This is a genomic window from Litoreibacter sp. GN1-5, from assembly GCF_055693805.1.
On the sequence record NZ_JBVFUP010000001.1, the window covers coordinates 2,541,792 to 2,555,152 of the forward strand.

Annotated in this window: 13 protein-coding genes and 1 pseudogene; 12 read left to right on the forward strand and 2 right to left on the reverse strand. The window is 52.5% G+C overall.

The window, feature by feature from the left end; genetic code table 11:
* Nucleotides 1-50: 50 nt before the first annotated feature.
* From ACZ1HF_RS12630 to msrA, 3 genes are all read left to right on the forward strand, one after another.
* Nucleotides 51-1,115, forward strand: coding sequence for a YjgN family protein (locus tag ACZ1HF_RS12630; RefSeq protein WP_472657845.1), 1,065 nt, complete (start codon nt 51-53; stop codon nt 1,113-1,115).
* 12 nt (nt 1,116-1,127) lie between these two features.
* Nucleotides 1,128-2,219, forward strand: coding sequence for a M48 family metallopeptidase (locus ACZ1HF_RS12635; RefSeq protein WP_472657846.1), 1,092 nt, complete (start codon nt 1,128-1,130; stop codon nt 2,217-2,219).
* A gap of 88 nt (nt 2,220-2,307) precedes the next feature.
* Nucleotides 2,308-2,976, forward strand: a complete 669-nt coding sequence (gene msrA / locus ACZ1HF_RS12640; RefSeq protein WP_472657847.1) for a peptide-methionine (S)-S-oxide reductase MsrA — start codon at nt 2,308-2,310, stop codon at nt 2,974-2,976.
* Here msrA and ACZ1HF_RS12645 read toward each other — a convergent pair whose 3' ends face one another.
* Nucleotides 2,977-3,264, reverse strand: coding sequence for a YggT family protein (locus ACZ1HF_RS12645; protein WP_472657848.1), 288 nt, complete (start codon nt 3,262-3,264; stop codon nt 2,977-2,979).
* A gap of 146 nt (nt 3,265-3,410) precedes the next feature.
* Between ACZ1HF_RS12645 and ACZ1HF_RS12650 the strand changes: the two genes are divergently transcribed.
* The 4 genes from ACZ1HF_RS12650 to ACZ1HF_RS12665 all read left to right on the forward strand — a co-directional run bounded on the left by ACZ1HF_RS12650 (nt 3,411) and on the right by ACZ1HF_RS12665 (nt 7,183).
* Nucleotides 3,411-3,941, forward strand: a complete 531-nt coding sequence (locus ACZ1HF_RS12650) for a thioesterase family protein (RefSeq protein WP_472657849.1) — start codon at nt 3,411-3,413, stop codon at nt 3,939-3,941.
* A 104-nt stretch (nt 3,942-4,045) separates the two neighbouring features.
* Entirely contained in the window at nt 4,046-5,437 is a 1,392-nt protein-coding gene (locus tag ACZ1HF_RS12655) for an MFS transporter (protein WP_472657850.1), read from the forward strand.
* Complete coding sequence (mepA, locus tag ACZ1HF_RS12660; RefSeq protein ID WP_472657851.1) at nt 5,419-6,321, forward strand: penicillin-insensitive murein endopeptidase; 903 nt, start codon at nt 5,419-5,421, stop codon at nt 6,319-6,321. The genes ACZ1HF_RS12655 and mepA overlap by 19 nt, the downstream gene beginning before the upstream one ends.
* On the forward strand, nt 6,269-7,183 hold the full coding sequence (locus ACZ1HF_RS12665) for an esterase-like activity of phytase family protein (protein WP_472657852.1): 915 nt from the start codon (nt 6,269-6,271) through the stop codon (nt 7,181-7,183). Before mepA ends, ACZ1HF_RS12665 begins: the two co-directional genes overlap by 53 nt.
* Nucleotides 7,184-7,206: 23 nt before the next feature.
* On the opposite strand, the gene ACZ1HF_RS12670 is transcribed toward ACZ1HF_RS12665, so the two are convergent.
* Nucleotides 7,207-8,013 carry an LOG family protein gene (locus ACZ1HF_RS12670; protein ID WP_472657853.1) on the reverse strand — a complete coding sequence of 269 codons (807 nt, stop codon included), beginning with the start codon at nt 8,011-8,013 and terminating at the stop codon, nt 7,207-7,209.
* 86 nt (nt 8,014-8,099) lie between these two features.
* On the opposite strand from ACZ1HF_RS12670, the gene dapD reads away from it, so the two are divergent.
* The 5 genes and pseudogenes from dapD to rnr all read left to right on the forward strand — a co-directional run bounded on the left by dapD (nt 8,100) and on the right by rnr (nt 13,278).
* A complete protein-coding gene (gene dapD, locus ACZ1HF_RS12675; protein WP_472657854.1) occupies nt 8,100-8,927 on the forward strand; it encodes a 2,3,4,5-tetrahydropyridine-2,6-dicarboxylate N-succinyltransferase in 828 nt (275 codons plus the stop codon).
* Nucleotides 8,920-9,243, forward strand: a pseudogene (locus ACZ1HF_RS12680) (hypothetical protein); the annotation flags it as partial. The gene dapD and the pseudogene ACZ1HF_RS12680, both read left to right, overlap by 8 nt.
* 10 nt (nt 9,244-9,253) lie before the next feature.
* Complete coding sequence (gene dapE, locus ACZ1HF_RS12685; RefSeq protein ID WP_472657855.1) at nt 9,254-10,402, forward strand: succinyl-diaminopimelate desuccinylase; 1,149 nt, start codon at nt 9,254-9,256, stop codon at nt 10,400-10,402.
* Entirely contained in the window at nt 10,395-10,967 is a 573-nt protein-coding gene (locus tag ACZ1HF_RS12690) for a TIGR04282 family arsenosugar biosynthesis glycosyltransferase (protein WP_472657856.1), read from the forward strand. The genes dapE and ACZ1HF_RS12690 overlap by 8 nt, the downstream gene beginning before the upstream one ends.
* A 58-nt stretch (nt 10,968-11,025) precedes the next feature.
* On the forward strand, nt 11,026-13,278 hold the full coding sequence (gene rnr / locus ACZ1HF_RS12695) for a ribonuclease R (RefSeq protein WP_472657857.1): 2,253 nt from the start codon (nt 11,026-11,028) through the stop codon (nt 13,276-13,278).
* Nucleotides 13,279-13,361 lie beyond the last annotated feature (83 nt).

The following is a 13,361-nucleotide window of genomic DNA, read 5'->3' on the forward strand; positions in this document are numbered from 1 at the left end:
TAGGGCTGGTTCGTTAGTGTCCTGCAAAATAATTCAGAGGGATAGGTGGCATGTACACTCAAGGCCAAACTGGTCCGGAACAGTTTGAATTTCGTGGAAAAGCCGGGGAATGGTTCGGAATATGGATCGTGAACCTGCTATTAAGCGGCATAACACTTGGCATATATTCTGCATGGGCAAAGGTACGAACCAAGAAGTATTTCTACAACAACACCTATGTTGCGGGTCGAAATTTTGACTATCACGCCACTGGCATGCAGATCCTGATTGGACGGATCATCGTGGTGGTCGGCTTCATTGTCTATTCGCTTCTTGCAGCTATTCCGTTTGTCGGCGTCATCCTGATTTTGGGGCTTCTTGTAGTGTTCCCTTATCTCATAGTGCGTAGCTTGGCCTTTAATGCGCGCATGTCCAGCTGGTCAAATGTGCGCTTCAATTTTATTGGTGGGGTTGGGCGTGCATTTCTGGTTTACCTGATTTTCCCAATATTGACGGCGTTGACCCTATACACAACATTCCCGTTTCTTGATCGCGCCGTTAAGAGGTTTTCTATAGATAATCACCGTTTGGGCACATCATCTTTCAAGATGGACGCGTCGATTGGCCCTTTCTATAAAGCATTTCTAGCCGCCATCGCGTGGGTTTTATTTGTCGGTGGTGTTCTGGTCGTGCTGACTGGGTTTAACTTTGCCGATTTTGCGCAAACCATGGAAAATCCTGACGAGGGCGATCCGACAGTTGTGCTGGCCATCGTGATGCTGTTTTACGGTATCTTCTTTGCGGCTTTCCTACCTGCTGCCTTTATCTATCAGGCAATGACCCGTAATGTGATTTACAACTCAACGACGCTTGAAGGCGGACATAGTTTTGGATCAAGTGTAACTGCACCAAAACTGCTTTGGATTGCCGTCTCAAACATGCTGGCTGTGGTGTTTACTTTCGGCCTGATGCTACCATGGGCACAGATACGTCTGGCGCGATATATGGCGAACAACACGACATTCACGCCGGGTGGGTCTGTTGATGATTTTGTAGGTCAGGTACAGAAAGAGGGCTCAGCTCTTGGTGATGCCTATACTGATCTGGAAGGTATTGATATTGGCCTGCCCATCTAAAGCACTTTAGACATGGTTGATTTGCGGCAAGACAAAAGCGCTGCGATCTCAGGTAAGGCTTTTGCGCCGCTGAGTTCGCGCGCAACACCGGCACAGCTTATCACCCAACTGACAATGTCAGGTGATTATGCCAGCCGCGAAGATATCATGATCAAGGTTGTGGATGAAACAAACGCCGTTTTGTCTGCGGCATTTCTAAGCCAATGCAAACTCGATCCTCCGTTGGGCTCGACCCCACGCCGAATAACCTTCCCCGATGGCTTGATGTTTGAGACAGAAAACCACGCAGCCATACAAGCCTTGAGCGGCCAGACCCGCGGGGGCCTTTTGCATCATTATGAAGCGCTGCATCCCCGTCTTCTTGGTGTAATTGTGGTCTGCGCGGCTATTGGCTGGATACTGTGGCGATACGGGCTGGATCTTGTTGCATCTGCTGCAATCGCGCTGACGCCGCCTATTTTGATTGAGCAAATTGATCAGGGCACGCTCAGTGCGATTGATTTCAGCATGGCAGAAGAGACAAATCTGGATAAGGCCGAGCGGAAACGCGTTACCGCAATTTTCAAAAACATGCTGAACAATCTGGATAAAGAAGACAAAGAGGTTGCCAATTTTCAACTGCTTTTCCGCGATATGCCAGGAATTGGCCCAAATGCATTTGCGCTTCCAGGCGGTACGATGATCATTACGGACGACTTCGTGCGACAATTTCCCGGCGAGGATGTCCTTGCAGGTGTTCTTGGTCATGAAATGGGCCATGTCGTTGAACAGCACGGGTTACGCCAGATCTACCGCTCGCTTGGTATTTACATCATGATCGCGTTTCTGGCGGGGGATACAGGACCTATTCTTGAAGATATCATACTTGAAGGAAACCTTCTTTTATCGCTGTCCTATTCCCGTGGTCATGAAAGTGATGCGGATGAATTTGGTATAATCCTTGCTGACAAGGCCGGGTATGATCCTGCTGGCCTCAAGGTGTTTTTTAGAACCATGTCGGATTTAGGCGGGGACCCCCCGAATGGTTGTCAACACACCCGTCCAGCAGTGAACGCCTTGAAGACATTGACGAGATTATCGAAGCGTTGCCCTGAAGCGCAGTAAATCACCCTTGTGTGAGGTCACAGCGTCGTTAATTGCGCATAACTGTTTCACTCGGCATGTTCGCCATAACCTATGAATGAGGTATATCATGGCTTTCTCATCGACACTTCAAAACGTGAAACTTGGGCTTCTGGCACTTGCAATATCTGTTGGCTTTGCTGTCAAAGGCAATAATGCCCATGCAGCGGGCACAGATAGCCTGGTTGTGGCGGGTGGTTGCTTCTGGTGTGTTGAGTCTGATTTCGAGAAAGTAAAAGGGGTAAAAGATGTGGTCTCCGGCTTCGCCGGCGGGACTGTGGCAAACCCAAGTTACAAACAGGTCACGAAAGGCGGCACAGGGCATTATGAATCCGTCAAAATCACCTATGATCCTGCGGTCATAAGTCCAAAGCAGATTTATGACCTGTTTTTCCGCTCAGTAGATCCGACGGATGCCGGTGGTCAGTTCTGTGATCGCGGCAATAGCTACCGTACCGCTATTTTTGTAGAGGACGCTCAGCAACGCAAAGCGGCGGAAGCTGCAAAAGCCGAAGCACAGTCAGCCCTTGGCCAGAAAGTCGTAACGCCGATATTGAAGGTTGGCGCATTCTATCCAGCCGATAGCTATCATCAGGATTATTATAAAAGCAGTGATAGAATCCTCACGCGCTTTGGTCCGCTTAGAAAATCAGCTGCTTACAAGCGTTACCGGGAAGCTTGTGGTCGTGACCAGCGTGTGAAAGCGCTTTGGGGCGATGCTGCACCGTTCACGCATTGATCAATAGAAGAATGCAGCATTGTTGCGCAGGATAATTTCAACAGCATAGACGCCCAACAACGCAACAATTGGACTTAGATCAAGGCCTCCCATATTCGGCAAGAAGCGGCGAATTGGGCCGTAAATAGGCTCTAACAAGCGATTTAACCCATTCCAAATTTGCGCAACAATTGGCTGGCGCAGGTTGAGTACCTCAAAACTCAGCAGCCAGCTCAGTATGAAATGCGCAAGGATAACAAATCGCACCACACCCAACAGCATAAGCAATATTTGAAAGAGCGATGTCATTCTGTGTCTCCGGCGATCTGTAATTGGATCAGAGGTAGTCGCATGATGACCTATGTGCAAGACCAGCGTGTATTGTTGATGCTGACGTCAGGTTTCGCTTGATCTTCCCGCATGGCAGAGGAATCCCTGCTGCAAAGGAGATTTCCATGTATCCGTTTATCCGTCTTGCTAAAGAATTTTTTGTGCACCGTAATGCCAGCCCGCTGGCTCTGACTGAAACGCATGTCTCCCATCATATCTGCTGGCCGTGGGATCTGGACTTCTGGATGGAGCTGAACAACGGCCGCACGCTCAGCCTTTACGATCTGGGGCGTTTGCCTCTGGCAAAAAGGGTCGGTCTGATAGAGGTTCTCAAAAAGAACCGGTGGGGCCTGACCATGGCTGGTGCTTCAGTCCGGTATCGCAAGCGGGTTCGCATGTTTGACCGGTTCGAGATGCGATCCCGCGCTGTCGCATGGGATGCACGGTTCATATATCTTGAACAAAGCATGTGGGTCAGGGGCGAAGCAGCATCCCACATACTTTATCGTTCGGCCGTAACTGACAGCTCTGGTATTGTGCCAACAGAAAAAGTCATGGCGGAATTCAAAGATGTCGTATCCACACCAGAGATGCCTGACTGGATTGCAGCATGGATTGAAGCGGAAAGCCTTCGCCCATGGCCGCCCATCTATTAGGTTGATTCAGTGTCTAGTAGGCTTATTTAGAGCCAAAAGGTAAGAAATTCCTTGCCTCTGCCTACCGCATGTTAAATATCCAAAGGTAGCAATGAGGAAGTGAAATGACTGACGTGCCAATGCGCAAGCGCATCATGGGCTGGATGATGTTCGATTGGGCCAGTCAACCATATAACACTTTGCTGCTAACTTTCATTTTCGGACCTTACTTCGCAGAAATTGTTACAAATCGCGGCATTGCAAACGGCCTGCCTGTGGGTTTAGCCAAAGCCGAGGCACAAAGTCTTTGGGGTATAGGGTTAACGATATCCGGCGTGATGATTGCCATGATGGCACCCACGCTGGGGGCCGTAGCCGACAGCGCTGGTCGGCGTATGCCTTATATCTATGTGTTTTCACTGCTCTACATAGTCGGATCGGCAGGGTTATGGCTCGCGGTACCTGATGCAGTAAATACGACCCTGATCTTAGGGTTTTTCATCATTGGCCTGATCGGAATGGAGTTCGCGACTATCTTCACCAATGCGATGCTCCCGGATCTTGGGCCCAGATCCGAGATTGGGCGTATCTCTGGTACAGGGTGGGCGATGGGCTATGTTGGTGGATTGTTCGCGCTTATTTTGTGCCTGTGTTTTCTAGCTGCTGATGGCAAAGGCAAGACGCTTTTGGGTATTTCACCGCTCTTTGGTCTTGATACCGAAGCGCGCGAAGGAACCCGGTCCGTCGGACCTTTTACGGCGCTGTGGTTTATAATCTTCATGATTCCGTTCTTCCTTTGGGTCCGTGAAGATGAGCCGCCCGTCAAACGAAAGAAAGGTGCGATCAAGGAAGGCTTGATAGGACTTCTGGCCACCATCAAGCGTTTGCCCAAAAGCCCCAGCCTGACAGCTTACCTGTCCTCTTCCATGCTCTACCGGGACGCGCTGAATGGAATGTATACATTCGGTGGCTTCTACGCGTTTGGGGTGCTGGGATGGTCTGTGATTGATGTTGGCGTATTTGGCTTACTTACCGTAGCCTCCGGTGCGTTATTTGCCTGGCTTGGCGGCCATGCAGACCGCGCTTATGGACCGAAACCTGTGATTTTGGTCTGCATTATTCTGCTGATCCTGGCAGCGGTCGGTGTCGTGTGCATCGCACGCGACTCGGTTCTGGGCATAATGACACCAGAAGGGTCTATTATACCTGATATTGCCTTCTATGGCTGCGGTGTATTGATTGGGGCTGCAGGTGGTGTGCTGCAATCAGCATCGCGTACGATGCTGGTTCGGCAGGGCAACCCGGATCGCATGACCGAAGCATTTGGCCTTTACGCCCTGGCAGGCAAAGCCACTTCTTTTCTTGCACCTTTGCTGATTGCCTTTGCGACGGACATTTCAAACAGCCAACGAATTGGCGTTTCACCCGTCATTGGGCTTTTCGTATTGGCCCTTGTTCTGTTAGTCTGGGTGAAACCAGAAGGAGAGGACAAATCCGTATGGGCAATCGCTACCTGATCACCGTTCTGACTGTTATGCTGATTTCAAGCTGCGCACCTGCGCCGCGTGAGGTTCAGGTAAGCCAAAAAGCTGACCCCAACAGGTTTGTCGAAGCCAAGAAGCTTTTCGGTGCCAAGCGCGCTGGGTCAACACAGTCACCGCAGGCTCATGGTTCTTACGCAAAAGGGTGTGCTGCAGGCTTGATGCAGCTGCCAGAAACAGGGCCAACCTGGCAAGCCATGCGCCTGTCACGCAACCGCAACTGGGGGCACCCCGAAACCGTGGATTTCGTTCAAGACCTCAGCCGTAAGGCGCGTTCGCTGGGATGGGCGGGTATCTATGTTGGTGATATGTCGCAACCGCGTGGCGGGCCGATGCTGACCGGACATCGTTCACATCAAATTGGTCTGGATGCGGATATCTGGATGAACCCCGCCAAAAAAATGACGCTCAGCCCATCTCAACGTGAGAACATTTCGGCTATTTCCATGCGCCGCGCAAACGGTGCTTTTGTAAACAAGAACTGGACACGTACCCATCACGAAGTTCTCAAAGCTGCAGCGAGCGATCGTCGTGTCGCGCGGATCTTCGTGTTTCCCGGTGCCAAGGTGCAAATGTGCAAAGATGAAAAGGGCGACCGTAGATGGCTAAGTAAAATCCGCCCTTGGTATGGACACCACTATCATTTTCACGTGCGCCTGTCCTGCCCTAAAGGGTCACGTAACTGTACCAATCAGGCGCCGCCCCCTGCCGGGGACGGGTGTGCTGACGCGCAGCGTTGGGTGAACGATATTCTCAACCCACCCCCACCTCCAAAGAATCCACCGCCGGTTAAACCTCGTCGGGAACTTGTTATGGCTGATCTTCCTCAAGCCTGCAGGGGGGTTCTGCAATCAAATTAACGCTTATGGCCTGCGTTCTGTCCCTTTTGCAGGGGCTCCAAATGCGCAGGTACTGGAATTGGTTGGCAGCTATACATGGCAAGATCCATCCGAGGGCTTTGGCGGGTTCTCGTCAATTGAAGTAACGCAGGATGGTCAGAAGTTTTTTGCGACATCTGATCGCGGACAGTTTGCCGAAGCAAGTTTGTTACGTGACGCGAATGGTCAAATCATTGAGGTGCAGAATACCCAGCTTTCCCCACTTCAAAATACAGATGGTAGCCCTCTGATCCACCATGGGACAGACGCCGAAGGATTGGCGATCATGGATAAAGTGTTCTGGGTTGCCTTTGAGGGTCTGCATCGCATTCTTGAGTATGAAAAGATCTCTGGTGCCGGTAAGGCGCTGCCGCGCCTCAAAGCGTTTGATACCTTTCAGGGAAATGCGTCACTAGAGGCATTGGCGGTCGACCAAAACGGCACGCTTTATACGTTACCCGAACGATCTGGCCGCTTGAATAAACCCTTTCCTATCTGGCGGTTTCGCAATGGTAAATGGGACCAGCCAATGAGCGTTCTGCGACGGGGAACGTTTCTGCCAGTGGGGGCAGACTTTGGACCAGACGGTAAGCTCTACCTGCTTGAACGTGATTTTCGCGGCTTGTCCGGGTTCTCGGCCCGCATACGTCGGTTTACCGTGACGGATACAGCCCTGACACAAGAGCAGACATTGTTGGAAACAGCGTCTGCCGCCCATGACAACCTTGAAGGTATTTCGGTCTGGCACGGACCAAAGGGTGATATATGGGTAACGCTGATCTCGGATGATAACTTCAACTTCTTTCAACGGACAGAGCTAGTTGAGTATCGCCTTGTCCCATAAAGCAAAAACCGCCTTTTTAGAGCCTATTTTTCAAAATCTTTGATAATCTTCAACGCGTCTTCGGCAGTCTCGACAAAATGGAAAAGATCCAGGTCTTCAGCCGAAATAGTCCCTGCGTCGGCCAAAGCTTCCCAATTGATGATCTTGCGCCAGAAGGCCTCTCCAAACAGCAGAAATGGTAGACGTTCCATGCGGCCGGTTTGTATCAGGGTGAGGGATTCAAACATTTCATCTAACGTCCCAAAGCCACCCGGAAAGATCGCGACCGCATTAGCACGCATCAGAAAGTGCATCTTACGGATCGCAAAATAATGGAAGTTGAAGCACAGTTCGGGCGTGACATATTCATTTGGGGCCTGTTCATGCGGTAGCACAATGTTCAGGCCGATGCTTTTGCCACCAGCCTCTTGCGCACCGCGATTGCCGGCCTCCATCACACCGGGGCCACCACCGGTGACGATGACATTTTTCTTGCCATCAGAATTTTCAGTCACAAGCTTTGCAAATTTCCGCGCTTCTTCATAATATTTGGAAAGCTCGGCCAAAGTCTCGGTCCGGGCAGCATGCTTCATCGCTGGGTCCGGAATACGTGCGCCACCAAATAGCACAATGGTGCTTTCGATCTGGGCCTCGTTCATCATCATATCGGGCTTGAGCAGTTCAAGTTGCAAGCGAACCGGGCGCAGCTCGTCCCGGCACAGAAAGTCCTCATCCGCAAAGGCTAAAGCATAAGCAGGGGATCGGGTCTGGGGCGTGTCTGGAACTGTCTCTGCTGTCTCAATATCCTGACGCGAATAGCGCATCGGATGCTTGCGGTGATCGTCTTTCATGCCTGCCTCTGGGTTGATTGCGTCTTGTTTGTCTTACCTCTATAGCCGAGCGCAACAGTTAAGCCAGCCAGTTTGAGGGAAATATCATGTCTAACGCCCAACTTGAGACCGCAATCGAAGCCGCATGGGACGCCCGCGACACGATCACCCCAGCCACCACAGGCGAGACGCGTGAGGCGATTGAAGACACATTGAACGCTTTGGATAGTGGCGGATTGCGGGTTGCTGAAAAGCAGAGCGATGGATCGTGGCATGTAAACCAATGGGCCAAGAAGGCCGTTCTTCTGGGCTTCCGTATCAAGGATATGGAACAACAGGCCGGCGGCCCGCAAGGTGGCGGCTGGTGGGACAAGGTTGATAGTAAATTCGCTGGATGGGGTGACAATCAATGGAAAGCCGCGGGCTTTCGTGCCGTGCCCAACTGCATTGTGCGCAAATCAGCCTTTATCGCGCCGGGTGTGGTGCTAATGCCGTCTTTTGTAAACCTCGGTGCGTATGTTGATGAGGGCACGATGGTTGACACATGGGCTACGGTCGGTTCATGCGCACAGATCGGCAAGAATGTGCATCTATCGGGTGGTGTCGGCATTGGTGGTGTGCTTGAACCGATGCAGGCGGGGCCCACAATCATTGAGGATAACTGCTTTATCGGTGCAAGGTCCGAGGTCGTCGAGGGCTGCATTGTGCGCGAAGGCTCGGTTCTTGGCATGGGTGTTTTCATTGGCCAATCCACCAAGATTGTCGACCGTGACACGGGCGAGGTAATGTATGGCGAAGTGCCACCTTATTCGGTTGTTGTTGCGGGCTCTATGCCATCGAAAAACGGGGTGAATTTGTACTGTGCCGTGATCGTGAAACGCGTCGACGAACGGACGCGGAGCAAGACTGGGATCAACGAGCTACTGCGTGACTGATAAACCCAAACGCCCCCACTATGTCTACACCCTACTGGTCGAGGTCGGTCGTAGGGACAGCGATGGCTTGCCGGACAAGGCCACAGGTGCTGCGTTGATGTGTTATGCCAGCGGTGTGGATGAGGCCGAGGCGGTGCGCGAAACCGTTGCACTGCTCAAGCAGGCGGACCTCGCGCCATTGGATGTGACGGGGTATGGCAGCCTTGAGGAACGTTTGGCTGAAGGGCATGATATTGATGATGATGAACGCGCTTTGATGCAGCGAGTGCTTGACGAGAACTCTGTCGTCATTGCTCAAACGACAGCATTTTACGAGAAAAAGGCCTATGACACAAACAACAGACCCGGTCGCGCTGACCGCAGATCTGATCAAATGCCCATCCGTAACTCCGGAAGAGGGCGGGGCAATTTCGCTTTTGGCGGATCTGCTTGATGGTGTCGGTTTCGAATGTAGCCGTGTGGATCGAGGTGGGATTGCCAACCTGTATGCGCGTTGGGGTACCAAGGCGCACCCGAAGACATTTGGCTTTAATGGTCATACCGATGTAGTGCCTGTGGGCGATCGCAAAGCGTGGAGCGTTGATCCCTTCGGGGCAGAGCAAAAGGATGGCTGGCTCTATGGTCGTGGGGCGACGGATATGAAATCCGGTGTCGCAGCCTTTGCGGCGGCTGCGATTGATTTTGTCCGAAACACCCCGCCGGATGGTTCGATAGTTCTGGCAATCACCGGGGATGAGGAAGGTATCGCGACGGATGGCACAATCGCGTTGCTTGACTGGATGGACCAGCAAGGCGAAGCAATGTCTGCCTGTCTGGTCGGGGAACCGACCTGTCCTGACCATATAGGCGAGATGATGAAAATCGGACGGCGCGGTTCGATGACGGCTTATTTTACTGTGACGGGTACTCAGGGGCATTCTGCCTACCCGCATCGGGCACTTAACCCTGTTCCAGTGATGGCCCGGCTGGTGGATCAGTTAAGCACCCATGTGCTGGATGAAGGGACAGACCATTTCGACGCCTCGACCCTTGTTGTGACGACAATTGATACAGGCAACCCCGCTAATAACGTGATTCCAGCCGAAGTGAGGGCAACGGTGAATATCCGCTTCAACGATGCACATTCCTCTGGGTCTTTGACCGAATGGCTGCAAGGGGTTGCTGATACGCTTGCAGCGCAGACTGGAGCAAAGATTAATATGACCACCCAAGTCTCGGGCGAAAGTTTTCTGACGCCGCCCGGCCCGCTATCCGATCTGGTTGCCAAAGCGGTGCAGACCGAAACCAATCGCATGCCGGTGTTGTCTACATCGGGCGGCACGTCGGATGCCCGGTTTGTGAAAGACCACTGCCCGGTGGTCGAGTTCGGGCTGGTCGGCAAAACCATGCATCAAGTCGATGAACGGGTTGAGATGGCGCAGATACATCAGCTCAAGGCGATTTATACCCGCATTTTGCAGGATTATTTTGCGTAAAACCCTGGTGATTATGGTCAAAGAACCCCGCCCGGGGCAGGTCAAAACACGCCTTGGGCGTGATATCGGCATGACCCGCGCTGCATGGTGGTTTCGCCATCAAAGTGCTGCTTTGATCCGCCGCATCGAAGACCCACGCTGGGATACGGTACTTGCCGTTGCCCCGGATTATGAAGGGGTGCGAAGCCGCATATGGCCTGTGCATCTTCCCCGCTGGCCACAAGGACGTGGTGATTTGGGCGACAGGATGCGACGGATATTTCACCATGTGTTCCTTGGACCAATTTGTATCATCGGGTCGGACATTCCAAGCATAAATCGTGCAAGGGTTGCAGAAGCCTTTGCCGCGCTTGGGCATAATGATGCGGTGTTTGGGCCTGCCTTTGACGGCGGCTACTGGACGGTCGGGCTGAAGCGGAACTCGGCTGTTCCGCCCTGTTTATTCGAAAATGTTCGGTGGTCTACAGAACATGCATTATCTGACAGTGTTGCATCATTAGGCAACAAGCGCGTCGGCCTTGTTACGACCTTGCGCGATGTCGATACGGTTGATGATCTTGGCTAAGATGGTTTTGCCAATAAGACATCATGACCTTCTGCTTTGGTCATGATAGGGCAGGCATATGAAAAATATTCCCACCAAAGAAGATATTCTGACCTGGATTTCAAATAATCCAACGAAAACAAGCAAACGCGATATTGCGAGGGCATTCGGGATCAAGGGGGCTGACCGAATTGACCTGAAGCGTTTGCTCAAAGAGCTGGAAGCCGAAGGGCACCTGGAAAAACGCAAGAAGACCTATCGTGACCCGGACAGCTTGCCGCCTGTCTCGGTCTTGCGTGTGTCTAGCATTGACGGGGATGGCGATCTGTTTCTGGAACCTGTTGATTGGACTGGCGATGGCGTGCCTCCGCGTATTCTGTTTATTGCGAAGGGAACGGAGCCTGCTTTGGCCGAAGGTGATCGCGTTCTGTGTCGATTGACCAAGGTTTCTGGTGGTGATTACGCCTATGAAGCACGGCTGATCCGACGAATTGGCATAGGCCCTGCAAAGATACTTGGGATTTTCAAGAAAACCGCCGAAGGCGGGCGGATCATGCCAATCGATAAAGGCTCTGACCGGGAATGGCGCGTGCCCGCTGGTGCGACCGAAGGCGCGCTTGAGGGGGAGCTGGTAGAGGCAGAGCAAACGGGTCCGAAATCACGCTTGGGCCTGCCACTTGCGCGGATCACAGCGCGGTTGGGTGATCCAACTGAGGCGAAATCGGTATCTCTCATAGCCATTCATCAGCATGGCATCCCTGACGATTTCCCTGCGGAAGTCATTGCACAGGCGGAAGCCGCGAAACCTGTAAAACTGGGTAAGCGCGAGGATTTACGCGATCTGCCTCTGATCACGATCGACCCATTCGATGCGCGCGATCATGACGATGCCTGCTATGCCCATGCAGATGACGATCCGAAAAATCCCGGCGGCCACGTGGTCTGGGTCGCCATTGCTGATGTGGCCCACTACGTCACACCCGGCTCTGCTCTGGATCGTGAGGCACGCAAACGGGGAAACTCAACCTATTTCCCGGATAGGGTTGTCCCAATGCTGCCCGATGCGTTGTCTGGCGATCTTTGCTCACTGCATGAAGGGGTTGAGCGGCCTTGTGTCGCTGTGCGTATGGTGCTTGATGCTGACGGCCACAAGATCAGCCATAGGTTTACCCGCGGTTTGATGCGGTCGCCAGCCTCACTGAATTATCAGGAGGTTCAGCAAGCGTTTGACGGCTCCCCGAACGATAAAGTCGCGCCTTTGCTGGAAGATGTCATCAAACCACTTTACGCGGCCTACTATGCAGCGCAGCAATCCCGTGACAAACGGCAACCGCTGAATCTGGATTTGCCGGAACGCCGCATTACTCTGGATGAGACAGGCAAAGTGACGTCGGTTTCGTTCAAGGACAGGCTGGATGCGCATAAACTGATCGAGGAATTCATGATCCTCGCGAATGTATCTGCCGCGGAAGAGCTGAACAAACGCAAAAGCCCACTTTTGTTTCGGGTGCATGAAGAGCCAGCGCCTGAAAAGCTGGATGCATTGCGTGAAACGGCACAAGCCAGCGGCTTTGTGCTGGCCAAGGGGCAAGTTCTGCAAACCAGCCACCTGAACAGGTTGCTTGAACAAGCCGCAGATACAGAACATGTGGAACTGATGAATATATCGACCCTGCGCTCTATGACGCAGGCCTATTATGCGCCCGAAAATCTAGGGCACTTCGGCTTGGCACTGAGAAATTATGCGCATTTCACGTCACCCATTCGCCGTTATGCTGACCTGATTGTCCATCGCGCTTTGATCTCGGCGCATAAGTGGGGTGATGACGGTCTGAGTAGCGCAGAGATGGAGGAACTGAAACAAACAGGCGAGCATATCTCTGAAACCGAACGCCGTTCAATGATGGCGGAACGCGACACGGTGGATCGCTACCTTGCGGCTTACCTGTCAGAGCGAGTAGGGGCCGAGATGGAAGGCCGTATCTCAGGCATTGCGAAATTCGGGGTATTTGTCAGGTTGGATGGTAGTGGCGCGGATGGACTGGTTCCCGTGCGCAGCATTGGTAGAGAATATTTCCACCATGATCGTGACGCGCAGACTCTGACAGGCGAATCGTCAGGGCTGACGTTATCATTAGGACAGCGCGTTCTGGTGCGTCTTGCGGAGGCTGAGCCGGTTACAGGTGGTCTGGTGGTCGACCTTTTAGAGCTCGAAGGCAAAGCTTTGCCGAAAACCGCTGGTCATCGGCGGCCTGGTGGCGGGTCGCGCAAACTGGCTAAACATCGAAAAAAAGGCGCAAAGCTCAAAAAGAAAGCAGCACGTAGGCGTTAATCCGACTGTAATTTTTCTTATACTTTGCGACTGATGCCATTCCGGGTAGACTAGAACAAAATAACAAACACGAGCAGGTGTTT